The following is a 25,272-nucleotide window of genomic DNA, read 5'->3' as shown; positions in this document are numbered from 1 at the left end:
ACCGATGTCACAGGAAAAACGTTTTGCTTTATAGGGTGGTAAGGGGAAATGACGCAGGTTTTCAATTTTAGTTCTGGCCCGGCCGTATTACCGGCGGATGTGCTCAAGCAGGCTCAGCAGGAGTTGTGCGACTGGCAAGGTCTCGGCACGTCGGTGATGGAAATTAGCCACCGTGGCAAAGAGTTTATCCAGATGGCGGAAGAGGCAGAAAAGGATTTTCGCGATCTGCTCACTATCCCGTCCAACTATAAAGTACTGTTTTGTCACGGCGGCGGCCGCGGTCAGTTCGCTGGCGTACCGCTGAATCTGCTGGGCGATAAAACCACCGCAGATTACGTGGATGCCGGTTACTGGGCGGCAAGCGCCGTCAAAGAGGCGAAGAAGTACTGCACGCCGAACGTAATTGATGCCAAAACTACCCTTGACGGCCTGCGCGCGGTTAAACCGATGCGCGACTGGCAGCTCAGCGACAACGCAGCTTATCTGCACTACTGCCCGAATGAAACTATCGACGGTATTGCCATTGACGAAACGCCGGACTTTGGCGATGTGGTAGTGGCAGCGGATTTCTCCTCAACCATTCTTTCTGCCCCCCTCGATGTCAGCCGCTTTGGTGTGATCTACGCCGGTGCGCAGAAAAACATTGGCCCGGCCGGATTAACGCTGGTGATTGTGCGTGAAGATCTGCTCGGTAAGGCGCACCAGGCCTGCCCGTCGATTCTTGATTACACCGTGCTTAATGATAACGACTCGATGTTCAACACTCCGCCGACCTTTGCCTGGTACCTCTCCGGTCTGGTGTTCAAATGGCTGAAGCAGCAGGGTGGCGTTGCGGCGATGGATCGCATCAACCAGCAAAAAGCCGATCTGCTGTATGGCGTGATTGACGGCAGTGATTTCTACCGCAACGATGTGGCAAAAGCGAACCGCTCGCGGATGAACGTGCCTTTCCAGCTGGCTGACAGCGCGCTCGATAAACTCTTCCTCGAAGAGTCCTTCGCAGCCGGCCTGCACGCGCTGAAAGGTCATCGGGTGGTAGGTGGCATGCGTGCCTCTATCTATAACGCCATGCCGTTGGCGGGCGTGCAGGCGTTGACGGACTTTATGGTTGAGTTCGAACGCCGTCACGGTTAATGCAGTAATAACGATCCCCGCAGCCCGCCTGCGGGGTTTTTATTTTGTTCGTAGAGAGTGAAGTTTCATGGAATCCCTGACGTTACAACCCATCGCGCGCGTGGATGGCACCATCAATCTGCCTGGTTCAAAGAGTGTTTCAAACCGCGCCTTGCTGCTTGCCGCATTTGCCCGTGGCACCACCGTGCTGACCAACCTGCTGGACAGCGACGATGTTCGCCATATGCTCAATGCCCTGACTACGCTGGGGGTTCATTACACGCTGTCAGCCGATCGTACCCGCTGTGAAGTGGTCGGCGTGGGCGGCCCGCTGAGGGCGGCAGAAAAAGTCGAGCTATTCCTCGGTAATGCCGGCACGGCGATGCGCCCGCTGGCCGCCGCGCTCTGTCTGGGCGACGGCGATGTTGTGTTGACCGGCGAGCCGCGCATGAAAGAGCGCCCGATTGGCCATCTCGTCGACGCGCTACGTCAGGGCGGGGCGAAGATTGACTACCTTGAGCAGGAGCACTATCCGCCCCTGCGTCTGCGCGGCGGGTTTAACGGTGGCGAAGTGAGCGTTGATGGCAGCGTCTCCAGCCAGTTCTTAACCGCGCTGCTGATGACCGCGCCGCTGGCACCGCAGGATACGGTAATTACCATTAAAGGCGATCTGGTGTCGAAACCCTATATCGATATTACTCTCCACCTGATGAAGACCTTTGGCGTTGAAGTTGATAATCAGCAGTACCAGCGTTTTGTCGTGCGTGGCGGGCAGCACTACCAGTCGCCGGGACACTACCTTGTTGAGGGCGATGCCTCTTCCGCTTCTTACTTCCTTGCGGCTGCGGCCATTAAAGGCGGGACGGTCAAGGTGACCGGTATTGGTCGTAATAGCGTGCAGGGCGATATTCGTTTCGCCGACGTACTGGAAAAAATGGGCGCGGCCGTGGTCTGGGGCGAGGATTATATTGCCTGTTCGCGCGGCGAGCTGAACGCCATCGATATGGACATGAACCATATTCCCGATGCAGCAATGACTATTGCCACCACGGCGCTCTTCGCGAAGGGGACCACCACGCTGCGTAATATCTACAACTGGCGCGTGAAGGAGACGGATCGTCTCTTCGCCATGGCGACGGAACTGCGCAAAGTGGGCGCAACGGTGGAGGAGGGCGAGGACTTTATTCGCGTGACCCCGCCAGCCGCGCTACAGGTTGCAGAGATCTGCACCTATAACGACCACCGCATGGCGATGTGCTTCTCGCTGGTGGCGCTGTCGGATACGCCCGTTACCATTCTCGACCCGAAATGCACGGCGAAAACCTTCCCGGATTACTTCGAGCAGTTAGGGAGTATCAGCACGCTTGCCTGAAGTTCTTATCGCCCCGCATCCTCGCGGGGCGCAATGACCCGCCATTGTTGAGAGGATGAAAAGCCGCTGCGCTGTGCTACCATTCTCGCGGGACTCTTTCCCCTCAATTCAGTTAGTTAATACATGGACTGTCAATGAAAAAAACAATGATTTTTAGCTGCCTCGTAGCAGCAACGCTGGTCTCTGGTTGTAAAAACATGGGTGGTATTGATACGGATGCGCTTACCAAATCCGGTATGTCTGCTTATAAAGCGGCGACGCTGAGCGACGCGGATGTGAAAACGCTTTCTGAGCAGTCATGTGCTGAGATGGACAAACAAAACACCATCGCGCCTGCATCAAGCACCTACGCGAAGCGTCTGAACAAGATTGCTAAAGCGCTGGGCAACAACATCGATGGCACGCCGGTCACTTACAAAGTCTATATGACCAAAGAGGTGAATGCGTGGGCGATGGCGAACGGCTGTATTCGTGTCTATAGCGGTCTGATGGACATGATGACCAACAACGAAGTTGAAGCGGTTCTGGGCCATGAAATGGGCCACGTTGCACTGGGTCATAGCCGTAAAGCGATGCAAACTGCGTACGCCACCCTGGCCGCGCGTGATGCCATCTCCGCCAGCAGCGCGGCAGGTGCACAGCTTTCTCAGTCTCAGCTGGGCGATCTGGGCGAGAACCTGATCAACTCTGCCTTCTCCCGTAGCCAGGAGTCCGCAGCGGATGATTTCTCCTACGATCTGCTGAAAAAACGCAACATCAGCCGTCAGGGGCTGGTGACCAGCTTCGACAAGCTGGCGAAGCTTGACGCTGGCTCTGAGAAATCGATGTTTGATTCTCACCCGCCGTCAGCTGAGCGTGCGAAGCATATCCGCGACCGTATCGCCGCAGATAGCAAGAAGTAAGTTTTATTCCGGGCTGGTGCAAATCAGCCCGTACTCCCGCGCAATTAATCTACACTCAGCCTCATACTCTTCTGTTATTCGCACGCAGCAGTAACTTTCGTGCGCGTTGGCGCGTATAATGCGCGGCGTTATATAACGATATGCCTTGATTAAGGAGAAAAAGATGACGGCAATTGCCCCGGTAATCACCATTGATGGGCCAAGCGGTGCGGGAAAAGGCACGCTTTGCAAGGCAATGGCGGAAGCGTTGCAATGGCATCTGTTAGATTCAGGCGCAATTTATCGTGTGCTGGCGCTGGCCGCACTGCATCATCACGTTGATGTCTCTTCGGAAGATGTACTGGTGCCGCTCGCCGTGCACCTGGATGTGCGTTTTGTCTCCACCGGCGGTCACCTGGAAGTGATCCTTGAAGGTGAAGATGTCAGCGGCGAAATTCGTACCCAGGAAGTGGCCAATGCCGCGTCGCAGATTGCTGCGTTCCCGCGCGTGCGCGAGGCGCTGTTGCGTCGTCAGCGCGCCTTCCGCGAAGCGCCCGGTCTTATTGCCGATGGGCGCGATATGGGCACCGTGGTTTTTCCCGATGCCCCGGTAAAAATCTTCCTCGACGCCTCGGCAGAGGAGCGTGCTCATCGCCGCATGCTACAGTTGCAGGAGAAGGGCTTTAGTGTTAACTTTGAACGCCTTTTGGCTGAGATAAAGGAACGAGACGACCGCGATCGTAATCGTCCTGTTGCACCGCTGGTTCCCGCTGCAGATGCTTTAGTGCTGGATTCTACCCGCTTAAGCATTGAGCAAGTGATTGAAAAAGCGCTACAATACGCCCGCCAAAAGTTGGCTCTCGCATAAGCGACCGAATTCGTAGTACCCCCTGCTGCAACGGAGTGTGAGCAGGCATGTGAAACAACCCCATCCGGCATGAAGCCAGGTGGACGTTAAATTGAAGAATCCTGAAGATTATCAATATGACTGAATCTTTTGCTCAACTCTTTGAAGAGTCCCTGAAAGAAATCGAAACCCGCCCGGGTTCCATTGTCCGCGGTGTTGTTGTTGCTATCGACAAAGACGTAGTACTGGTTGACGCCGGTCTGAAATCTGAGTCCGCCATTCCGGCTGAGCAGTTCAAAAACGCCCAGGGCGAGCTGGAAATCCAGGTTGGTGACGAAGTTGACGTTGCTCTGGATGCAGTAGAAGACGGCTTCGGTGAAACCCTGCTGTCCCGTGAGAAAGCGAAACGTCACGAAGCTTGGATCACGCTGGAAAAAGCTTACGAAGACGCAGAAACTGTTACCGGTGTTATCAACGGCAAAGTCAAGGGCGGCTTCACTGTTGAGCTCAACGGTATTCGCGCGTTCCTGCCGGGTTCCCTGGTAGACGTTCGTCCGGTCCGTGACACTCTGCACCTGGAAGGCAAAGAGCTTGAATTCAAAGTAATCAAGCTTGACCAGAAGCGTAACAACGTTGTTGTTTCCCGTCGTGCGGTTATCGAATCCGAAAACAGCGCAGAGCGCGATCAGCTGCTGGAAAACCTGCAGGAAGGCATGGAAGTTAAAGGTATCGTTAAGAACCTCACTGACTACGGTGCATTCGTTGATCTGGGCGGCGTTGACGGCCTGCTGCATATCACTGATATGGCATGGAAACGCGTTAAGCATCCGAGCGAAATCGTAAACGTTGGCGACGAAATCACTGTTAAAGTGCTGAAGTTCGATCGCGAGCGTACCCGTGTGTCCCTGGGCCTGAAACAGCTGGGCGAAGATCCGTGGGTTGCTATCGCTAAACGCTACCCGGAAGGCACTAAGCTGACTGGTCGCGTGACCAATCTGACCGACTACGGCTGCTTCGTTGAAATCGAAGAAGGCGTTGAAGGCCTGGTTCACGTTTCCGAAATGGATTGGACCAACAAAAACATCCACCCGTCCAAAGTTGTTAACGTTGGCGACGTAGTGGAAGTGATGGTTCTGGATATCGACGAAGAACGTCGTCGTATCTCCCTGGGCCTGAAGCAGTGCAAATCCAACCCGTGGCAGCAGTTCGCTGAAACCCACAACAAGGGCGACCGCGTTGAAGGTAAAATCAAGTCTATCACTGACTTTGGTATCTTCATCGGCCTGGACGGCGGTATCGACGGCCTGGTTCACCTGTCTGACATCTCCTGGAACGTTGCAGGCGAAGAAGCAGTTCGTGAATACAAAAAAGGCGACGAAATCGCAGCCGTTGTTCTGCAGGTTGACGCAGAGCGTGAGCGTATCTCCCTGGGCGTTAAACAGCTCGCAGAAGATCCGTTCAACAACTATGTTGCACTGAACAAGAAAGGCGCAATCGTAAACGGTAAAGTCACTGCAGTTGACGCGAAAGGCGCAACTGTAGAACTGGCTGACGGCGTTGAAGGTTACCTGCGCGCTTCTGAAGCTTCCCGTGACCGCGTTGAAGACGCAACTCTGGTTCTGAATGTTGGCGACGATGTTGAAGCTAAGTTCACCGGTGTTGACCGTAAAAACCGCGTAGTTAGCCTGTCTGTTCGTGCGAAAGACGAAGCTGACGAGAAAGATGCAATCGCTTCTGTTAACAACAAACAGGAAGAAGGCAACTTCTCTAACGCTATGGCTGAAGCTTTCAAAGCAGCTAAAGGCGAGTAATTCAGGTACGCTGTCTCATTTGCGCTGTCGTGCGACGTAAGTTGACCGTTACAGCGCAATTGATGATGAGCAACTTGACAGATTACAAGATTCGTCCTGTAATCAATGACAAAGGGCGGCTACGGCCGCCCTTGTTCAAGCTACTAAGCTAACCTTGCGTTGAAGGAGACCGGAGCAATCATGACCAAGTCAGAATTGATCGAAAGACTTGCAAGCCAGCAATCGCATATTCCGGCTAAAGCTGTTGAAGATGCAGTGAAAGAGATGCTGGAGCATATGGCCTCTACTCTTGCCCAGGGCGAGCGCATTGAGATCCGCGGTTTCGGCAGTTTCTCCCTGCACTATCGTGCACCACGCACCGGGCGTAACCCAAAAACAGGCGACAAAGTGGATCTGGAAGGTAAATACGTTCCGCACTTCAAGCCGGGTAAAGAATTACGTGACCGCGCCAATATTTATGAATAAGCCTTAGCCAACGCTAACGTTTAGTCGTCGAAAGAGCACCCCAAGGGGTGCTCTTTTCGTTTCTTGTGCCGTTAGCTTTTCCACGCTGTCTCGCAAAAATCAGTCGCTGTGACGTAACTTTTTAAAGAAGCTCCCGACACACGCCGCAAACCGCGAAAAACGCCCCTGACATCGCTATCGCTGCGTCTCATACTGCGCCACACAACATGGAGGTGGGGATGAGACTGACTGCGCTGGCCGCCTGTACTACGCTTGGGATTTTGCCGCTTGCATGGCTACCTGCGTTGCCGGGCATGGGAACAGTCTGGTGCGTCATCGTCGCAGGTTGCCTGCTGGCTTACCAACAAAGCCTCGCGTTGCGCTACGCTGGCATAACGCTGATTGTTTTTGCGTGGGGGATCCTTACCGCAATGCAGGCGATCTGGCCAGCTAACCAACTGCCAGCAGTGCATCGCCAGGTTGAGATCGAAATTACCCACACTGATAACGCGACCCGTCATCAGGGAAACATCCTTCGTCTTGATGGCAAGCGGCTTCTTGCAGCTCCTGGTATTACGCTCTACGGGCAATATCTTCCCGCTCCGGTTTGCGCTGGCCAGCGCTGGATAATGACCCTTCGTGCGCGGGCCGTTCACGGGCAACTGAACGAGGGAGGATTTGATGCACAGCGTTATGCGCTGGCCTCACATCAACCGCTCACCGGGCGCTTTATCGATGCCACATTACTGGCACCACGCTGCAGCTGGCGCGCAAACTATCTTCATTCGCTGGGCGAAGCACTGGCTGAAAGGCAGTGGAAAGCCGTGATCCTCGCGCTCGGTATGGGGGAGCGTGCAGCGCTTAGCCGGGAGGAGAAGGAGACCTTCCGCCAGACTGGCACCGCGCACTTAATGGCGATTTCTGGTTTACACATCGCGCTGGCCGCTATGCTTGGCTGGCTTTTTGCCAGAGCCGCACAACTTCTTTTACCTGCGCACTGGATTAACTGGCGTTTGCCACTCTTGACCGGGTTACTCTGCGCGGTCTGCTACGCCTGGCTCACGGGGTTACAACCTCCAGCGCTGCGCACAGCGATATCACTTTGCGTCTGGGCGCTTCTGCGTCTTTCCGGCAGGCAGTGGTCGCCCTGGCAGGTGTGGCTATGCTGCGTGGCTGCGATCCTCTTTATCGATCCGCTCGCTGTGCTATCCGATAGCTTCTGGCTCTCGGCCTTCGCCGTCGCAGCCTTGCTCTTCTGGTTTCAGTGGTTTCCTGTGCCATGGAAGGCGCGCACGTGGCTTGGGCGGAGTGCGCTTAACCTGCTACATCTGCAGGTCGGAATGCTGTTTCTTTTGCTGCCAATGCAGCTTGCTATCTTTCATGGTGTGAGCCTGAGCGCGCTGGTAGCTAATCTAATTGCTGTCCCGCTGGTGACTTTTGTAACGGTACCACTCATTCTGGCCGGGATGATCTTGCATCTTGCCGGCTCCACATTTTTACAACCGCTCTGCTGGACGCTGGCGGATATGAGCCTGGAGACGCTGTTTACGTTTTTACGCGGGCTGCCGTCCGGCTGGGTCAGTATTGATACGCGCTGGCAATGGTTCTCCTGGGTGCCATGGCTGTTACTGGTTGCGCTACGTTTTCGCCTGTGGCGCAGGCTCCCTGCCATCTGTCTGGCTTGCCTGACGCTGCTTGCTTTTCCCGTCTGGCACACCGCACGGCCTGATAACTGGTCAGTGCATATGCTGGATGTTGGCCAGGGGCTGGCGATAGTCATAGAGCGCAAGGGAAAAGCGCTGTTATATGACACCGGTACTGCATGGCCCGGCGGCGACAGCGGAGCGCAGCTGATTGGCCCCTGGCTGCGCTGGCATGGCCTGCAGCCGGAAGGGATTATTCTCAGTCACGATCACCTCGATCATCGCGGTGGACTCGATTCGCTGCTGAAGATCTGGCCGCAGTTGTGGATCAGAAGCCCTCTTGGCTGGGCAGGACATGCGCCCTGTTTTCGCGGCGAGCGCTGGCACTGGCAGGGATTATCGTTTACCGCGCACTGGCCACTGAAGGAAACGCGTACGCAAGGGAATAACCGCTCCTGCGTGGTGAAGGTTGAGGATGGCCGTTACAGCGTTTTGCTCACCGGCGATATCGAAGGGCAGGGAGAGATGGCAATGCTCAGTCATTACTGGGCGCATTTGCAGGCTACACTCATGCAGGTGCCGCACCACGGGAGCCAGACCTCTTCAACGTTGCCCTTTATACAGCGTGTTGGTGGTGCGGCGGCGCTGGCGTCAGCCTCGCGTTATAACGCCTGGCGCTTGCCCTCGGCAAAGATCAAAAGACGCTACCAGCAGCAGGGCTACCAGTGGTACGACACTCCTCACCAGGGGCAAATCACCATTTCATTTTCGCCTCAGGGCTGGGAAATCCACAGCTTACGCGATCAACTTTTACCACGTTGGTATCATCAGTGGTTTGGCGTCCCCCAAGATAACGGGTAGAATATGCGGCTATTTCAACAAGTGCTGGTTTTTTGAATGCATAACGACAAAGATCTCTCTACATGGCAGACATTCCGCCGTCTATGGCCGACTATTGCGCCTTTTAAAGCGGGGCTGATCGTGTCGGCGATAGCGCTAATCCTCAACGCAGCCAGCGATACCTTTATGTTATCGCTCCTCAAACCGTTACTGGACGATGGTTTTGGTAAAACGGATCGCTCAGTGCTGCTATGGATGCCGCTGGTGGTAATTGGCCTGATGATCCTGCGCGGTATCACCAGCTACATTTCGAGTTACTGCATCTCCTGGGTTTCCGGCAAAGTGGTGATGACCATCCGCCGTCGCCTGTTCAGCCATATGATGGGTATGCCGGTCTCCTTCTTCGACAAACAGTCCACTGGCACCCTGCTGTCACGTATTACCTACGACTCAGAGCAGGTGGCGTCATCTTCGTCCGGTGCGTTGATCACCGTAGTGCGCGAAGGTGCCTCCATCATCGGGCTGTTTATCATGATGTTCTGGTACAGCTGGCAGCTGTCGCTGATTCTGATCGTGCTGGCACCTATTGTGTCGATCGCCATTCGCGTCGTCTCTAAACGTTTTCGCAATATCAGTAAGAATATGCAAAACACCATGGGGCAGGTGACCACCAGCGCAGAGCAGATGCTGAAAGGGCACAAAGAGGTGCTGATGTTCGGCGGTCAGGAAGTGGAAACAAGCCGCTTTGACAAAGTCAGCAACAAAATGCGCCTGCAGGGTATGAAAATGGTTTCGGCCTCCTCCATCTCCGATCCGATTATTCAGCTTATCGCCTCTCTGGCGCTGGCCTTCGTGCTGTATGCCGCGAGCTTCCCAAGCGTTATGGAGACGCTGACCGCCGGTACTATCACCGTCGTCTTCTCATCGATGATTGCGCTGATGCGTCCGTTAAAATCGCTGACCAACGTCAATGCGCAGTTCCAGCGCGGAATGGCGGCCTGCCAGACGCTGTTTGCGATCCTCGATAGCGAGCAGGAGAAAGATGAAGGCACACGCAAAATCGAACGCGCGCGTGGCGATCTTGAGTTTCGCAATGTGACCTTTACCTATCCGGGGCGCGAAACGCCGGCGCTGCGTAATATCAATCTCACCATTCCGGCCGGTAAGACCGTCGCGCTGGTAGGGCGCTCAGGCTCAGGTAAAACGACTATGGCCAGCCTGATCACGCGCTTCTACGATATTGATGAGGGTGAAATCCTGCTGGATGGTCACGATCTGCGCGAGTACACGCTCTCTTCATTGCGTAATCAGGTCGCGCTGGTTTCACAAAACGTCCACCTCTTCAACGATACCGTGGCGAACAACATTGCCTATGCGCGTACGGAAGAGTACAGCCGTGAAGAGATAGAACGTGCGGCTGAGATGGCCTACGCCCTCGACTTTATCAATAAGATGGATAACGGTCTCGATACCATCATTGGTGAAAATGGCGTGCTCCTCTCCGGTGGTCAGCGTCAGCGCATCGCTATCGCGCGCGCGCTGCTGCGTGACAGCCCGATCCTGATCCTTGATGAAGCGACCTCTGCACTGGATACCGAGTCCGAGCGCGCCATTCAGGCGGCGCTGAACGAGCTGCAGAAAAACCGTACCTCAATGGTCATTGCGCACCGTTTATCGACCATTGAACAGGCCGATGAAATTGTGGTAGTAGAAGATGGCCGCATTGTCGAGCGCGGCAGCCACGCCGAGCTGCTGGCGCAGCGTGGGGCATACGCGCAACTTCATAAGATGCAGTTTGGCGAATGATTGCGCGCATTTGGTCCGGTGAATCCCCGCTGTGGCTGTTGCTGCTGCCGCTCTCCTGGCTCTATGGACTGGTGAGCGGTGCGATCCGTTTTGCTTATCGCATCGGATTAAAAAAAGCCTGGCGCGCGCCGGTGCCGGTGGTGGTGGTTGGTAACCTGACGGCGGGCGGCAACGGTAAAACCCCGGTGGTTATCTGGCTGGTTGAGCAGCTCACGCAGCGCGGTGTCCGCGTTGGCGTGGTTTCACGCGGCTACGGTGGTAAGGCCGAACGTTATCCGCTCCTGTTGACGCCTGAAACTTCAACAGCGCAGGCGGGAGATGAGCCCGTTCTGATCTATCAGCGTACCGGCGTGCCGGTGGCGGTTTCGCCGGACAGATGCGAGGCGGTCAACGCTTTATTGTCGCAGCATCCGCTGCAGCTGATCGTCACTGACGATGGTTTACAGCACTACCGGCTGGCGCGTGATAAAGAGATTGTGGTGGTGGACGGCGTGCGGCGCTTCGGCAACGGCTGGTGGCTGCCGGCCGGTCCGATGCGTGAACGCGCGTCGCGCCTGAAAAGCGTCGATGCGACAATCGCGAACGGTGGCATGCCGCAGGCTGGCGAAATCGCCATGCGTTTGCGCCCGGGTCTGGCGGTCAACCTGCTGACGGGTGAACGCCGTGCGGTAAACGAGCTTGGCCAGATTATAGCGATGGCCGGGATTGGTCATCCTCCGCGCTTTTTCGCCACCCTTGGCGAGTGTGGCGCGACGCTGAAGCGCAGCGTGGCGCTGGCGGATCACCAGGCGCTGGCGCAGAAGGATGTTGATGCGCTGCTACAGCCCGGGGAGACGCTGGTGATGACGGAAAAAGATGCCGTGAAATGTCGTCCTTTTGCACAGGCTAACTGGTGGTATCTGCCGGTCGATGCAGAGCTTGCCGGCGACGCGGCCGAAAAATTATTGCTGGATCTGCTCACTCTGGTGCGCTGAGGATAGCTGCCTCGGCTGCGCCCTGTTTAATTAACAGGAACGCCTATGTCTGTGCCGCAACTTTCGCTTACCGCCGCTCGCCATCTCCATCTCGCCGCGCAGGGCCTGCTGCGAAAACCCTCCCGACGTGCGAAACCGGACGATATTATCTCGACCATCCGGCGCATGTCGCTGCTGCAGATCGATACCATTAATATTGTCGCCCGTAGCCCTTATCTGGTGTTATTCAGCCGCCTCGGCGCATTTGAGCCGCACTGGCTGGATGATGCCCTGCGTAACGGGGAGCTGATGGAGTACTGGGCGCATGAGGCCTGCTTTCTGCCACGCGAGGATTTTGCCCTCGTCCGTCACCGCATGCTGGCGCCCGACAAGATGGGGTGGAAGTACCGCCAGGCGTGGATGCATGAGCACGCGGCTGAAATCGAGCAGCTTATCGCGCACATTGAAGCGCATGGCCCGGTGCGCTCCGCAGATTTTCAACATCCGCGCAAAGGTGCCAGTGGCTGGTGGGAGTGGAAACCCCATAAGCGTCACCTTGAAGGGCTGTTTACTGCCGGAAAAGTGATGGTCATTGAGCGGCGTAATTTTCAGCGTGTCTACGATCTGACGCAGCGCGTGATGCCGCACTGGGACGATGTGCGCGATCTGCTCTCGCAGGAGCAGGCCGAAGCCATCATGCTGGAAAAGAGCGCCCGCAGCCTTGGGCTATTTCGTGCGCAGTGGCTGGCGGATTACTATCGCCTGCGTCGTCCTGCAGTGACAGAGGCGCTGGCGCAGATGCAAGAAGCGCAAACCATTCTACCGGTCAATGTTGAAGGGCTCGGCCCGGCCTGGCTACATACCTCTCTGCTGCCGCTGCTGGAGCAGGCGCTGGCGGATAAGCTGACCGCCACCCACAGCGCGGTGCTTTCGCCGTTCGATCCGCTTGTCTGGGATCGCAAGCGTGCGGAACAATTATTCGACTTCAGCTACCGGCTGGAGTGTTATACCCCGGCACCGAAGCGGCAATATGGCTACTTTGTCCTGCCTCTGCTGCACCGGGGACGGCTGGTCGGGCGGATGGATGCGAAAATGCACCGCAAAACCGGTGTGCTCGAGGTGATTGCGCTGTTTCTCGAAGAGGGCGTTGCACCGTCGCTTCAGCTGGAGAGAGATTTACAGCGTGCGATCACTGACTTCGCGCGCTGGCAAGGTGCGCGGCGCATTACGTTTTCACGTCTGCCCGATGGCCTGTTTTCATCATCGCGTGCCGGTCTGGAGATAGACGCGGCGTCATAATTGCCTATGATAAGTTCAATCTGCTCATCATCGGTTTCTCAGGAGGAAAGATGGATCACCGTTTACTCGAAATAGTTGCCTGCCCGGTCTGCAACGGCAAACTCAATTACACCCAGGATAAGCAGGAGCTGATCTGCAAAGCCGACAGCCTGGCATTCCCGGTACGCGAAGGCATTCCGGTGCTGCTGGAAAACGAAGCCCGCGCCTTAACCCCAGAAGAGAGCCGTCCATGAGCTTTGTGGTGATCATCCCCGCGCGCTACGCCTCGACGCGCCTGCCGGGTAAGCCGCTGGTCGACATCAACGGTAAACCGATGGTGGTGCATGTGCTGGAGCGCGCCCGCGAATCTGGCGCAGAGCGCATTATCGTTGCCACCGACAATGAAGAGGTGATGGCAGCAGTGCAGGCGGTCGGCGGCGAAGTGTGCATGACCCGCGCCGATCACCAGTCCGGCACCGAGCGACTGGCTGAAGTGGTTGAAAAATGCGGTTTCAGCGATGAGACAGTGATTGTTAACGTGCAGGGCGATGAGCCGATGATCCCGCCAGCGATCATTCGCCAGGTCGCAGACAATCTGGCTGCGCGCCGCGATGTGGGTATGGCAACGCTAGCCGTGCCGATCGAGAGTGCGGAAGAGGCCTTTAACCCGAATGCGGTGAAAGTGGTGATGGATGCGCAGGGCTACGCGCTCTACTTCTCCCGCGCGACCATTCCGTGGGATCGCGACCGTTTTGCCGCCTCGCGTGAGACCATCGGCGACAGCTTCCTGCGTCATATCGGCATCTACGGCTATCGCGCCGGCTTCATCCGCCGTTATGTCAGCTGGCAAACCAGCCCGCTGGAGCAGATCGAGATGCTCGAGCAGCTGCGTGTGTTGTGGTACGGCGAAAAAATCCACGTCGACGTGGCAAGCGTGGTACCCGGCACCGGTGTCGATACGCCAGACGATCTTGAGCGCGTCCGCCAGGCGATGCGTTAATCCTTTCATCCCCTCCGGCCGGAGGGGATTTGCTGTATCTCGTCAAATATTCACCCTGATTTGATCTCATTGGGGTGACATCTTCCGGTATGGCGCTCATTATAAAAGCAGTCGTTTTTGTAGGGGCATTTGCTATGGAACAACTTCGCGCCGAGTTAAGTCATCTCTTGGGAGAGAAATTAAGCCGCATGGAGTGCGTCAGTGAAAAACCTGATTCGGCGCTCTGGACTCTGTATGACAGCCGGGGAAACCCGATGCCGCTGATGGCAAGAAGCTTTTCCACACCGGGGCTGGCACAACAGCTGGCGTGGAAAATCTCTATGCTCGCCCGCAGCGGTACGGTGCGCATGCCGGTGGTTTATGGCGTGATGACTCATGAAGAGCATCCTGGTCCTGACGTGTTGCTGATTGAACGCCTGCGCGGCGTTCCGGTTGAAGCGCCCGCCCGCACGCCGGAGCGCTGGGAGCAACTTAAAGATCAGATCGTCGAGGGGCTGCTCGCCTGGCATCGTCAGGATAGCCACGGTTGCGTGGGTACCGTCGACAGCACCCAGGAGAATATCTGGCCCTCCTGGTACCGACAGCGGGTCGAAGTGCTCTGGACCACTCTCAACCAGTATCAAAACACCGGTCTGACGATGCAGGATAAGCGTCTGCTGTTTCGCACCCGCGAATGCCTGCCCGCGCTGTTCGAAGGATTCAACGACAACTGCGTGCTGGTGCACGGCAGCTTTAACCTGCGCAGCATGCTGAAAGATGCCCGCAGCGATCAGCTGCTGGCGATGGTCGGCCCCGGCATAATGCTGTGGGCACCGCGCGAGTATGAGCTCTTCCGCCTTGTGGATGGCCCGCAGGCAGAAGGGTTGCTGTGGCACTATTTACAGCGTGCGCCGGTTGCCGAGTCCTTTATCTGGCGGCGCTGGCTCTATCTGCTGTGGGACGAAGTGGCGCAACTGGTGAATACCGGGCGATTCAGCCGCGCCAATATCGATCTGGCGTCGAAATCACTCCTCCCCTGGCTGGCCTGAGCTGCCTTTTAACCATTGCCAGATGCGCCCCAGCGTCTCATACCCCACCCGGTCGCTGTGCATCAGCCACACCGGTGAGGGGATCGCGCGCTCCCAGGGGTTAAGCGGTGAGTCGATGGCCAGCTGATTTGCCGGCGCGGGCAGCGGTTTTAACCCGACGTGCTTAAAGAAGATCATTGCCCGCGGCAGATGCGAGGCGGAGGTGACCAGCAGGAAAGGCGCATCGCCAATCGCCTGCTTTACCGCCGCCGCTTCCTCTTCGGTATCCTTGGGTTGATCAAGCGTGATGATATCGCTACGCGGCACGCCAAGGCTCTCGGCAACTCTGGCACCCGCTTCTGCGGTGCTGACCGTGTTAGTAATGGCCGCCGCGCCGGTAAAGATCATTTTGGCACCAGGGTTGGCCCGCCATAAGCGGATCCCTTCATTGAGCCGCGGCAAGCTGTTACCGATCAGGTTAGAGCTTGGCGCCCAGCTCTCATTCCACGTATAGCCGCCGCCCAGCACAACGATGTACTGCACCCGCTCGCTACCGTGCCAGGTCGGGTAGCTCTCCTCTATCGGTTTGAGCAGGCGATCCGCCACCGGCTGAATGCTTAAAAGCAGCAGCATCAGCCAGCCGACGCTGATAAACACCTTGCCGGTCTTCTGCCAGCGGCTAAACCAGACCAGCGCAATTCCAGCCCCGATAACTAAAAGTAAAAGCGGCAACGGCAGCATCAGGCCACCAACGATTTTTTTCAGTGTGAAAAGCACTGTATCCGTCTCCTTTTTGAGCATACAGCAGGCGATTTCCGCGGATCTTACACCAGATAGGTTCATTATCGGCACGGCTGTGACAAAATAGCGCTTTTGCCAGGAGCGTAGGGCGGCTATGCAGGATCGCAATTTCGACGATATCGCCGAGAAATTCTCGCGCAACATTTACGGCACGACAAAAGGTCTGCTGCGTCAGGCGATCCTGTGGCAGGATCTTGATATATTACTGGCAGAAATGAATGACGGCCCGCTGCACGTGCTTGACGCGGGCGGCGGAGAGGGGCAAACGGCGATCCGTATGGCGCAGCTTGGCCATCATGTGACCCTCTGCGATGTGTCGCAGGAGATGCTTAAACGCGCGCAGGCTGCGGCAGAAGAGAAAGGCGTCAGCGGTAACATGCATTTTGTACACTGCCCGGTTCAGGATATCGCTCAGCATTTGGCATCGCCGGTTGATCTGATATTGTTCCATGCGGTTCTTGAATGGGTCGCCGATCCTCTCGCCGTGCTGCAAACATTGTGGACGGTATTAAGGTCGGGCGGCGCGCTGTCGCTGATGTTTTACAATGCCGACGGCCTGCTGATGCATAACATGGTGGCAGGGAACTTTGATTATGTGCAGGTGGGCATGCCGAAGCGGAAGAAGCGTACGCTCTCCCCGGATTACCCGCGTGCGCCCGCCGAGGTTTACCGCTGGCTTGAGCAGATTGGCTGGCACATCACCGGCAAAACCGGTGTGCGTGTCTTTCATGACTATCTGCGCGACAAAACTCAGCAGCAGCGCAGTTTCGAGATGCTGCTGGAGCTGGAAACCCGCTACTGCCGGCAGGAACCCTATATTAGCCTCGGCCGTTATATCCACGTGACAGCCCGTAAGCCGCAAATCGATGGAAGGACAAACGATGAGTGAATTTTCCCAGACAGTCCCCGAACTGGTTGCCTGGGCCAGGAAAAATGATTTCTCCATCTCGCTGCCGGTCGACAGGCTCTCCTTTTTGCTGGCTGTCGCCACCCTTAACGGCGAACGACTTGATGGCGAAATGAGCGAAGGCGAGCTGGTGGATGCCTTTCGTCATGTGAGTGAAGCGTTTGAGCAAACCAGCGAAACCGTTAACCAGCGCGCGAACAACGCCATTAACGATATGGTGCGCCAGCGTTTGTTGAACCGCTTTACCAGCGAGCAGGCAGAGGGCAACGCCATCTACCGCCTGACGCCGCTGGGCATCGGTATTACCGATTACTATATCCGCCAGCGCGAGTTCTCCACGCTGCGCCTCTCAATGCAGCTCTCGATTGTGGCAGCCGAGTTGAAGCGCGCCGCCGATGCGGCAGAAGAGGGCGGGGATGAGTTTCACTGGCATCGCAACGTCTTTGCGCCGCTGAAATACTCTGTTGCAGAGATTTTCGACAGCATCGATCTCACCCAGCGCATCATGGATGAGCAGCAGCAGCAGGTGAAAGATGATATTGCCCAGTTGCTGAACAAGGACTGGCGCGCCGCCATCTCCAGCTGTGAGTTACTGCTCTCTGAAACCTCCGGTACGCTGCGCGAATTGCAGGATACGCTCGAAGCGGCCGGGGATAAGCTGCAGACCAACTTGCTGAGCATCCAGGACGCGACGATGGGACGCGACGATCTCGAGTTCCTCGATCAGCTGGTCTTTAACCTGCAAAGCAAGCTTGACCGCATTGTTAGCTGGGGACAGCAGTCCATCGACCTGTGGATCGGTTACGACCGTCACGTGCATAAATTTATCCGTACCGCGATTGATATGGATAAAAACCGCGTCTTCGCCCAGCGTTTGCGTCAGTCGGTACAGACCTATTTCGATGCGCCGTGGACGTTGACCCACGCCAGCGCTGACCGCTTACTGGATATGCGCGATGAAGAGATGGCGCTGCGTGACGAAGAGGTGACCGGTGAGCTGCCGACGGAGATGGAGTTCGAAGAGTTTAACGAAATACGCGAACAGCTCGCGGCGCTGATTGAACAGCAGCTGGCTATCTACAAAACCAAAGGTGTGCCGCTCGACCTCGGCCTTGTGGCCCGCGAGTATCTGGCGCAATACCCGCGTGCACGTCACTTTGACATCGCGCGCATCGTAGTTGATCAGGCGGTACGTCTCGGCGTAGCGCAAGCAGATTTCACCGGCCTGCCGCCGAAGTGGCAGCCGATTAATGATTACGGAGCCAAGGTACAGGCGCATGTCATCGACAAATATTGAACAAGTGATGCCGGTAAAACTGGCACAAGCGTTGGCAAACCCGCTGTTTCCGGCGCTGGATAGCGCACTGCGCTCAGGGCGGCATATTGGCCTCGACGAGCTGGATAATCACGCCTTTTTGATGGATTTCCAGGAGTATCTCGAGGAGTTCTACGCCCGGTATAACGTGGAGCTTATCCGCGCGCCGGAGGGCTTTTTCTATCTGCGCCCGCGCTCCACCACCCTCATCCCGCGCTCGGTGCTCTCTGAGCTGGATATGATGGTCGGCAAAATTCTTTGCTATCTCTATCTCAGCCCGGAGCGTCTGGCTAACGAGGGGATTTTTACCCAGCAGGAACTCTATGACGAGTTGCTGTCGCTGGCGGATGAAAACAAGCTGCTGAAGCTGGTGAACAACCGCTCAACTGGCTCCGATCTCGATCGTCAGAAGCTGCAGGAAAAGGTGCGCTCCTCCCTCAACCGTCTGCGCCGTCTCGGCATGATCTGGTTTATGGGCAATGACAGCAGCAAGTTCCGCATCACCGAATCGGTGTTCCGCTTTGGTGCCGATGTGCGTTCGGGTGACGATGCGCGTGAAGCGCAGCTGCGCATGATCCGCGACGGTGAAGCGATGCCTGTCGAAAATCACCTGCAGCTCAATGATGAGCCTGAAGAGAACCAGCCGGATAGCTCGGAGGAAGAGTAATGATTGATCGCGGTAAATTTCGTTCGCTTACGCTGATTAACTGGAACGGCTTTTTTGCCCGCACCTTTGATCTCGACGAGCTGGTCACCACCCTTTCGGGCGGTAACGGTGCCGGGAAATCGACCACCATGGCGGCGTTTGTTACGGCGCTGATCCCGGATCTGACGCTGCTGCACTTCCGTAACACCACCGAAGCGGGCGCGACTTCAGGCTCGCGCGACAAAGGTCTGCACGGCAAGCTGAAAGCCGGCGTCTGTTATTCGGTGCTGGATGTGATCAACTCCCGCAACCAGCGTGTGCTGGTGGGCGTACGTTTGCAGCAGGTGGCCGGACGCGATCGCAAAGTGGATATCAAACCCTTTGCGATTCAGGGGCTGCCTACCGCAATGCTGCCGACGCAGCTGCTGACGGAAACCCTGAATGAGCGCCAGGCGCGTGTCCTGACGCTACAGGAAGTGAAAGATAAGCTCGATGCGATGGAAGGGGTGCAGTTTAAGCAGTTCAACTCCATCACTGATTACCACTCGCTGATGTTCGATCTGGGGATCGTGGCGCGTCGCCTGCGCTCCGCCTCCGATCGCAGTAAATTCTACCGCCTGATTGAAGCCTCGCTCTACGGCGGTATCTCCAGCGCCATTACCCGCTCCCTGCGCGACTACCTGCTGCCGGAAAACAGCGGCGTGCGTAAAGCGTTCCAGGATATGGAAGCGGCGCTGCGCGAAAACCGCATGACGCTGGAGGCGATCCGCGTTACCCAGTCCGACCGCGATCTGTTTAAACACCTGATCAGCGAAGCCACCGATTATGTGGCGGCAGACTATATGCGTCACGCCAACGAGCGCCGGGTGCATCTGGACAAAGCGCTGGAGTATCGCCGCGATCTTTTTACCTCGCGTAAACAGCTGGCCGCTGAGCAGTATAAGCATGTCGATATGGCGCGCGAGCTGGCGGAACACAGCGGTGCAGAAGGGGATCTGGAAGCCGATTATCAGGCCGCAAGCGATCACCTGAACCTCGTCCAGACCGCGCTGCGTCAGCAGGAGAAGATTGAGCGCTACGAAGCCGACCTGGAAGAGTTGCAGATCCGCCTCGAAGAGCAACAGGAAGTGGTGGCCGAAGCCGCCGAGCGGCAGGAAGATAATGAAGCCCGTGCCGAAGCCGCGGAGCTGGAAGTGGATGAGCTGAAAAACCAGCTCGCGGATTACCAGCAGGCGCTGGATGTCCAGCAGACCCGCGCGATTCAGTACAATCAGGCGCTACAGGCGCTTGAGCGGGCGAAAACACTCTGCCATCTGCCGGATCTCTCTATTGAGAGCGCCGACGAGTGGCTGGAGACCTTCCAGGCTAAAGAGCAGGAAGCGACCGAGAAGCTGCTGTCGCTGGAGCAAAAAATCAGCGTCGCGCAAACCGCACACAGCCAGTTTGAGCAGGCCTATGAGCTGGTGGCGGCCATTAATGGCCCGCTGGCACGTAACGAAGCCTGGAGCGTGGCGCGGGAGCTGCTGCGCGATGCGGTCAACCAGCGCCACCTGGCGGAGCAGGTTCAGCCCCTGCGCATGCGCCTGACGGAGCTGGAGCAGCGCCTGCGCGAGCAGCAGGACGCCGAGCGCCTGCTGGCTGAGTTCTGCAAGCGTCAGGGCAAACAGATTGATGCCGATGAGCTGGAAGCGCTGCATCAGCAGCTGGAAGCGCAGATTGCCGCGCTCTCTGACCATGTTTCTGCCGCAAGCGAGCAGCGTATGGCGTTGCGCCAGGAGCTTGAGCATCTGCAGTCGCGCATTCAGACCCTCACCAAACGCGCGCCGATCTGGCTGGCGGCGCAGAACAGCCTGTCGCAACTGTGTGAACAGAGCGGCGAGCAGTTCGAATCGGGTCAGGATGTGACCGAGTATCTGCAACAGCTGCTGGAGCGCGAGCGCGAAGCCATTGTTGAGCGTGATGAGATTGGCGCGCGTAAGCGCGCAGTCGATGATGAGATCGAACGTTTAAGCCAGCCTGGCGGTGCGGAAGATCAGCGCCTCAATGCGCTGGCTGAACGTTTTGGCGGCGTCCTGCTCTCGGAAATTTATGATGACGTCAGCCTCGAAGATGCCCCTTACTACTCGGCACTGTATGGTCCGTCGCGTCATGCTATCGTGGTGCCGGATCTCTCGCTGGTTGCGGGTATGCTCGAAGGACTGGAGGATTGCCCGGAAGATCTCTATCTGATCGAAGGGGATCCGCAATCTTTCGATGACAGCGTATTTAGCGTGGATGAGCTGGAAAAAGCGGTAGTGGTGAAAATTGCCGACCGCCAGTGGCGCTACTCCCGCTTCCCGACGCTGCCGATCTTTGGCCGCGCCGCGCGTGAAAGCCGGATTGAAAGCCTCCACGCCGAGCGGGAAACGCTGGCGGAACGTTTCGCCACCCTGTCGTTTGATGTGCAGAAAACGCAGCGCCTGCATCAGGCCTTTAGCCGCTTTATTGGCAGCCATATTGGCGTGGCATTCGAGGACGATCCGGAAGCAGAAATTCGCACCCTCAACAGCCGCCGCGGCGAGCTCGAGCGCGCCATCAGCAATCATGAAAATGATAACCAGCAGAATCGCGTTCAGTTTGAGCAGGCGAAAGAGGGCGTGGCTCAGCTTAACCGTCTGCTGCCGCGCCTGAGTCTGCTGGCCGATGAAACCCTTGCCGATCGCGTCGATGAGATCCAGGAGCGCCTGGATGAGGCGCAGGAAGCCGCGCGCTTTATTCAGCAGTTTGGCAACCCGTTGGCGAAGCTCGAGCCGATGGTCTCCGTGTTGCAGAGCGATCCGGAGCAGTTTGAGCAGCTTAAAGCCGATTACGCTGCTTCGCAGCAGGTGCAGCGTGATGCGCGCCAGCAGGCATTCGCGCTGGCGGAAGTGGTTCAGCGCCGGGCGCACTTCAGCTACTCCGACTCTGCCGAGATGTTTAACGGCAATAACGATCTCAACGAGAAGCTGCGCCAGCGGCTGGAGCAGGCCGAAGCGGAGCGTGCCCGCGCGCGCGAAGCGATGCGCAGCCATGCCGCGCAGTACGGTCAGTACAACCAGGTACTCGCCTCGCTGAAGAGTTCGTTTGATACCAAAAAAGAGCTGCTTAACGACCTGCAAAAAGAGCTGCAGGATATCGGGGTGCGCGCCGACAGCGGAGCAGAGGAGCGGGCGCGTCAGCGTCGTGACGAACTGCATGCCCAGCTCTCCGGCAACCGCTCGCGCCGCAATCAGCTGGAAAAAGCGCTCACCTTCTGTGAAGCCGAGATGGATAACCTGACGCGCAAGTTACGCCGTCTGGAGCGCGATTATCACGAGATGCGCGAACAGGTGGTGAGTGCGAAAGCGGGCTGGTGCGCGGTGATGCGCATGGTGAAAGATAACGGCGTTGAACGTCGTCTTCACCGCCGTGAGCTGGCCTACCTCTCTGCCGATGAGCTGCGTTCAATGTCGGATAAAGCGCTGGGTGCGCTGCGTCTGGCGGTGGCGGATAATGAACACCTGCGCGATGTGCTGCGCATGTCGGAAGACCCAAAACGTCCGGAGCGCAAGATCCAGTTCTTTGTCGCGGTCTACCAGCATCTGCGCGAACGTATCCGTCAGGATATTATTCGTACTGACGATCCGGTCGAAGCGATTGAGCAGATGGAGATTGAGCTGAGCCGCCTGACGGAAGAGCTCACCTCCCGCGAGCAGAAGCTGGCGATCAGCTCCCGCAGCGTGGCGAATATTATTCGCAAAACCATTCAGCGTGAGCAGAACCGTATCCGCATGCTTAACCAGGGCTTGCAGAGCGTCTCGTTCGGCCAGGTCAACAGCGTGCGCTTAAATGTAAACGTGCGTGAAACCCACGCCACGCTGTTGAATGTGCTTTCAGAGCAGCATGAGCAGCACCAGGATCTGTTTAACAGCAGCCGCCTGACCTTCTCGGAGGCGCTGGCCAAGCTCTATCAGCGCCTCAACCCGCAAATCGATATGGGGCAGCGCACGCCGCAAACCATTGGCGAGGAGCTGCTCGACTACCGCAACTATCTGGAGATGGAAGTGGAAGTTAACCGTGGCTCCGACGGCTGGCTGCGTGCTGAATCGGGCGCGCTGTCGACCGGGGAGGCGATCGGTACCGGGATGTCGATTCTGGTGATGGTGGTGCAGAGCTGGGAAGATGAAGCCCGTCGCCTGCGCGGAAAAGATATCTCGCCTTGCCGTCTGCTGTTCCTGGATGAGGCGGCCCGTCTTGACGCCCGCTCTATTGCCACGCTGTTTGAGTTGTGTGAGCGTCTGGAGATGCAGCTGATTATCGCGGCGCCAGAGAACATCAGCCCGGAGAAGGGCACGACCTATAAGCTGGTGCGTAAAGTGGTGCAGAATCAAGAACATGTGCATGTTGTTGGCCTGCGTGGCTTTGCCCCGCAGCTGCCGGAAACGCTCCCCGGGACGGCGGAGGCCTCGTAATTACAGCACAATAATAAAGAGCGGCCTCAGTGCCGCTCTTTTTGTTTGCTGAAAAAAGATTGCCAGTCGGCGTTTAATCTTTAAACTTCTTTACAGTAGGGCAGACAAATGTTTTTTTGTCTTTATATACTGAGAAAAAGGTGACATTTAGTCACATGCAAGGTGAGAACAGGGGGCAGGGATGTTGCTTTTGAAGTCGTATGGTCGTCGAATGTCGGCGTTGAGTTTATGCCTGGCATTCGCATTTGCTCCGCTGTTTAATGCGCAGGCTGATGAGCCTGAAGTTGTACCGGTTGATACCTCGGCGACGCCGGGCGATCAGCCGACCGTATTGCCGCAGCCGCTGGAACAATCTCCGGCGACGGCGATGATGATCGGCGTGAAACCCTATCCAAATGGCGTCTCCGTTGCCGACGTGCGGGCACAACTGCAATCTCAGCTACCGGCAAACTGGACACCGGTCTATATGGATCAGCTCGCGGCGCTCTATGCCGCCCGCGGTCAGAAGCCGATGTGGGAGAATCGCGAAGCGGTTCAGGCTTTCCAGCAGCAGCTGGCGGAAGTGGCCATTGGCGGCTTTCAACCGCAATTCACCACCTGGGTCGAATTGCTGACTAACCCGGATGTGTCTGGCATGGCGAGGGATGTCGTACTCTCAGACGCCATGATGGGCTACCTGCAGTTTGTGGCCGGTATCCAGGCGAAAGGCCAGCGCTGGCTCTACAGCGATAAGCCCTATGCGCTCGCGACGCCCGCCATTTCGGTGATCAACCAGTGGCAATCCGCGCTTGATAACGGCTCCCTGCCTGCTTTTATTGCCACTCTGGCACCGCATCATCCGCAATATGCGGCGATGCATCAATCTTTGTTGACGCTGGTGGCGGATTCGCGCCCGTGGCCGGAGATGACCGGTACAGCTTCACTGCGCCCGGGGCAGTGGAGCAATGACGTTCCGGCACTGCGTGAGATTCTGCAGCGTAACGGCATGCTGGAGAGCGGCGCGGAGATCGCGCTGCCGGATGGTAATGCCGCGGTCAGCACCTCGGCTGAGCCTGTGCCTAAGAAAAAGCGCGCCGCGCGCGAAGCCTATGACCGCACGCTGGTTGAGGCCGTAAAACGTTTTCAGGCCTGGCAGGGTTTGCATGCTGATGGCGTGATCGGTAAAAGCACGCGCGACTGGCTGAACGTCACACCTGCGCAGCGCGCCGGGCTGCTGGCGCTCAATATCCAGCGTCTGCGCCTGCTGCCCTCCACGCTCTCAACCGGCATTATGGTCAACATTCCGGAGTATTCACTGGTCTACTACCTCAACGGCAATGAAGTGTTGTCGTCGAGAGTGATTGTCGGCCGTCCGGATCGTAAAACGCCGATGATGAGTAGTGCGCTTAACAACGTTGTGGTTAACCCACCGTGGAACGTGCCGCCGACGCTGGCGCGCAAAGATATCCTGCCGAAGCTGTGGAACGATCCCACCTATCTTGAGCGACATGGTTACACCGTGCTGCGCGGCTGGAACAGTAAAGAGCCGATCGATCCGACGATGGTCGACTGGGCGACCATTACGCCTTCCAACTTGCCTTTCCGCTTCCAGCAGGCACCTGGCGTGACTAACTCGCTTGGGCGCTATAAGTTCAATATGCCCAGTTCTGACGCGATTTATCTGCATGACACGCCTAACCATGCTCTGTTCCAGAAACAGGCGCGTGCGCTCAGTTCCGGCTGTGTCAGGGTGAATAAATCCTCGGAGCTTGCCAATATGCTGTTGCAGGATGCGGGCTGGAGCGATACGCGTATTTCCGATGCCCTGAAGCAGGGTGATACGCGTTACGTTAATATTCGCCATGATATTCCGGTCAATCTTTACTATTTGACCGCGTTTGTTGGTGCGGATGGACGCACGCAATACCGCACAGATATTTACAATTATGATCTGACGGCGCGCACCGGTGCGCTTGTTCTGGCGAAAGCCGAAAAATTAATCAGGTAAATGAAGCAGTTTGCGATTTTCCGTTGTCATAGTGACAGGCAATTTCCGGGCGGTTCATGCTACAGAGCCCGGGATTGCAGGGGAGAGGCCGCCTTGACGCGGCGTTTGATGCCCGGTAAGGTGCCTCTCGTGCGCTAAAGCAGTGCATAAAA

Annotated in this window: 19 protein-coding genes; 18 read left to right on the top strand and 1 reads right to left on the bottom strand. The window is 56.9% G+C overall.

Features of this window, described 5'->3' with window-relative positions:
• The first annotated feature begins 48 nt into the window (after positions 1-48).
• The 13 genes from serC (at position 49) to PU683_RS16705 (ending at position 15,016) form a co-directional block, all read left to right on the top strand.
• On the top strand, positions 49-1,134 hold the full coding sequence (gene serC, locus PU683_RS16765) for a 3-phosphoserine/phosphohydroxythreonine transaminase (protein WP_277173445.1): 1,086 nt from the start codon (positions 49-51) through the stop codon (positions 1,132-1,134).
• A gap of 67 nt (positions 1,135-1,201) precedes the next feature.
• On the top strand, positions 1,202-2,485 hold the full coding sequence (gene aroA / locus PU683_RS16760) for a 3-phosphoshikimate 1-carboxyvinyltransferase (RefSeq protein WP_277173443.1): 1,284 nt from the start codon (positions 1,202-1,204) through the stop codon (positions 2,483-2,485).
• A 134-nt stretch (positions 2,486-2,619) separates the two neighbouring features.
• Positions 2,620-3,387: a metalloprotease LoiP gene (gene loiP / locus PU683_RS16755; RefSeq protein WP_023481474.1), complete on the top strand. Its 768-nt coding sequence runs from the start codon at positions 2,620-2,622 to the stop codon at positions 3,385-3,387.
• Between the two features lie 163 nt (positions 3,388-3,550).
• Entirely contained in the window at positions 3,551-4,234 is a 684-nt protein-coding gene (gene cmk / locus PU683_RS16750; protein ID WP_277173440.1) for a (d)CMP kinase, read from the top strand.
• Between the two features lie 116 nt (positions 4,235-4,350).
• On the top strand, positions 4,351-6,024 hold the full coding sequence (gene rpsA / locus PU683_RS16745) for a 30S ribosomal protein S1 (RefSeq protein ID WP_017456188.1): 1,674 nt from the start codon (positions 4,351-4,353) through the stop codon (positions 6,022-6,024).
• A 180-nt stretch (positions 6,025-6,204) separates the two neighbouring features.
• Positions 6,205-6,489 (top strand): integration host factor subunit beta, encoded by a 285-nt coding sequence (gene ihfB, locus PU683_RS16740; RefSeq protein WP_007374142.1) that lies wholly within the window; start codon positions 6,205-6,207, stop codon positions 6,487-6,489.
• Positions 6,490-6,707: 218 nt separating this feature from the next.
• A complete protein-coding gene (locus PU683_RS16735) occupies positions 6,708-8,972 on the top strand; it encodes a ComEC family protein (protein ID WP_277173437.1) in 2,265 nt (754 codons plus the stop codon).
• 36 nt (positions 8,973-9,008) lie between these two features.
• On the top strand, positions 9,009-10,757 hold the full coding sequence (gene msbA, locus PU683_RS16730; RefSeq protein WP_277173435.1) for a lipid A ABC transporter ATP-binding protein/permease MsbA: 1,749 nt from the start codon (positions 9,009-9,011) through the stop codon (positions 10,755-10,757).
• Positions 10,754-11,731 (top strand): tetraacyldisaccharide 4'-kinase, encoded by a 978-nt coding sequence (gene lpxK, locus PU683_RS16725; RefSeq protein ID WP_277173433.1) that lies wholly within the window; start codon positions 10,754-10,756, stop codon positions 11,729-11,731. The genes msbA and lpxK overlap by 4 nt, the downstream gene beginning before the upstream one ends.
• 45 nt (positions 11,732-11,776) lie before the next feature.
• Positions 11,777-13,009: a winged helix-turn-helix domain-containing protein gene (locus tag PU683_RS16720; RefSeq protein ID WP_277173431.1), complete on the top strand. Its 1,233-nt coding sequence runs from the start codon at positions 11,777-11,779 to the stop codon at positions 13,007-13,009.
• A 50-nt stretch (positions 13,010-13,059) separates the two neighbouring features.
• Positions 13,060-13,242: a Trm112 family protein gene (locus PU683_RS16715; protein ID WP_277173429.1), complete on the top strand. Its 183-nt coding sequence runs from the start codon at positions 13,060-13,062 to the stop codon at positions 13,240-13,242.
• Entirely contained in the window at positions 13,239-13,988 is a 750-nt protein-coding gene (gene kdsB, locus PU683_RS16710) for a 3-deoxy-manno-octulosonate cytidylyltransferase (protein ID WP_277173427.1), read from the top strand. Before PU683_RS16715 ends, kdsB begins: the two co-directional genes overlap by 4 nt.
• A gap of 134 nt (positions 13,989-14,122) precedes the next feature.
• Positions 14,123-15,016: a YcbJ family phosphotransferase gene (locus tag PU683_RS16705; protein WP_277173425.1), complete on the top strand. Its 894-nt coding sequence runs from the start codon at positions 14,123-14,125 to the stop codon at positions 15,014-15,016.
• Here PU683_RS16705 and elyC read toward each other — a convergent pair.
• Complete coding sequence (gene elyC, locus PU683_RS16700) at positions 14,993-15,772, bottom strand: envelope biogenesis factor ElyC (RefSeq protein ID WP_277173423.1); 780 nt, start codon at positions 15,770-15,772, stop codon at positions 14,993-14,995. The genes PU683_RS16705 and elyC overlap by 24 nt on opposite strands.
• A 118-nt stretch (positions 15,773-15,890) precedes the next feature.
• Here elyC and cmoM point away from each other — a divergent pair, with 118 nt between their 5' ends.
• The 5 genes from cmoM to ldtD all read left to right on the top strand — a co-directional run bounded on the left by cmoM (position 15,891) and on the right by ldtD (position 25,120).
• Entirely contained in the window at positions 15,891-16,685 is a 795-nt protein-coding gene (gene cmoM / locus PU683_RS16695) for a tRNA uridine 5-oxyacetic acid(34) methyltransferase CmoM (protein ID WP_277173421.1), read from the top strand.
• Complete coding sequence (mukF, locus tag PU683_RS16690) at positions 16,678-18,000, top strand: chromosome partition protein MukF (protein ID WP_277173419.1); 1,323 nt, start codon at positions 16,678-16,680, stop codon at positions 17,998-18,000. The genes cmoM and mukF overlap by 8 nt, the downstream gene beginning before the upstream one ends.
• Positions 17,981-18,685, top strand: a complete 705-nt coding sequence (gene mukE, locus PU683_RS16685) for a chromosome partition protein MukE (protein WP_277173417.1) — start codon at positions 17,981-17,983, stop codon at positions 18,683-18,685. Before mukF ends, mukE begins: the two co-directional genes overlap by 20 nt.
• A complete protein-coding gene (gene mukB, locus PU683_RS16680) occupies positions 18,685-23,133 on the top strand; it encodes a chromosome partition protein MukB (RefSeq protein WP_277173415.1) in 4,449 nt (1,482 codons plus the stop codon). The genes mukE and mukB overlap by 1 nt, the downstream gene beginning before the upstream one ends.
• 181 nt (positions 23,134-23,314) lie before the next feature.
• The gene (gene ldtD, locus PU683_RS16675) at positions 23,315-25,120 is read left to right on the top strand and encodes a L,D-transpeptidase (RefSeq protein WP_277173413.1); all 1,806 of its coding nucleotides are present in this window, start codon (positions 23,315-23,317) and stop codon (positions 25,118-25,120) included.
• Positions 25,121-25,272: the final 152 nt, after the last annotated feature.

Origin of the sequence: Candidatus Kosakonia sp. 282A-S69, from assembly GCF_029433855.1 — a bacterium.
In the GTDB taxonomy this organism is placed as follows: domain Bacteria; phylum Pseudomonadota; class Gammaproteobacteria; order Enterobacterales; family Enterobacteriaceae; genus Kosakonia; species Kosakonia cowanii_A.
The sequence above is the reverse complement of the archived record's forward strand: the minus strand, read 5'-3'. Positions and strand labels throughout refer to the sequence as shown.

Bases quoted from the DNA above. Each gene is read 5' to 3' on its own strand.
- serC (WP_277173445.1), top strand. From the start codon at position 49: ATGACGCAGGTTTTCAATTTTAGTTCTGGCCCGGCCGTATTACCGGCG.
- msbA (WP_277173435.1), top strand. From the start codon at position 9,009: ATGCATAACGACAAAGATCTCTCTACATGGCAGACATTCCGCCGTCTA.
- PU683_RS16715 (WP_277173429.1), top strand. From the start codon at position 13,060: ATGGATCACCGTTTACTCGAAATAGTTGCCTGCCCGGTCTGCAACGGC.
- mukF (WP_277173419.1), top strand. From the start codon at position 16,678: ATGAGTGAATTTTCCCAGACAGTCCCCGAACTGGTTGCCTGGGCCAGG.
- PU683_RS16735 (WP_277173437.1), top strand. From the start codon at position 6,708: ATGAGACTGACTGCGCTGGCCGCCTGTACTACGCTTGGGATTTTGCCG.
- loiP (WP_023481474.1), top strand. From the start codon at position 2,620: ATGAAAAAAACAATGATTTTTAGCTGCCTCGTAGCAGCAACGCTGGTC.
- mukB (WP_277173415.1), top strand. From the start codon at position 18,685: ATGATTGATCGCGGTAAATTTCGTTCGCTTACGCTGATTAACTGGAAC.
- rpsA (WP_017456188.1), top strand. From the start codon at position 4,351: ATGACTGAATCTTTTGCTCAACTCTTTGAAGAGTCCCTGAAAGAAATC.
- cmoM (WP_277173421.1), top strand. From the start codon at position 15,891: ATGCAGGATCGCAATTTCGACGATATCGCCGAGAAATTCTCGCGCAAC.
- PU683_RS16720 (WP_277173431.1), top strand. From the start codon at position 11,777: ATGTCTGTGCCGCAACTTTCGCTTACCGCCGCTCGCCATCTCCATCTC.
- kdsB (WP_277173427.1), top strand. From the start codon at position 13,239: ATGAGCTTTGTGGTGATCATCCCCGCGCGCTACGCCTCGACGCGCCTG.
- aroA (WP_277173443.1), top strand. From the start codon at position 1,202: ATGGAATCCCTGACGTTACAACCCATCGCGCGCGTGGATGGCACCATC.
- mukE (WP_277173417.1), top strand. From the start codon at position 17,981: ATGTCATCGACAAATATTGAACAAGTGATGCCGGTAAAACTGGCACAA.
- cmk (WP_277173440.1), top strand. From the start codon at position 3,551: ATGACGGCAATTGCCCCGGTAATCACCATTGATGGGCCAAGCGGTGCG.
- lpxK (WP_277173433.1), top strand. From the start codon at position 10,754: ATGATTGCGCGCATTTGGTCCGGTGAATCCCCGCTGTGGCTGTTGCTG.
- PU683_RS16705 (WP_277173425.1), top strand. From the start codon at position 14,123: ATGGAACAACTTCGCGCCGAGTTAAGTCATCTCTTGGGAGAGAAATTA.
- ihfB (WP_007374142.1), top strand. From the start codon at position 6,205: ATGACCAAGTCAGAATTGATCGAAAGACTTGCAAGCCAGCAATCGCAT.
- ldtD (WP_277173413.1), top strand. From the start codon at position 23,315: ATGTTGCTTTTGAAGTCGTATGGTCGTCGAATGTCGGCGTTGAGTTTA.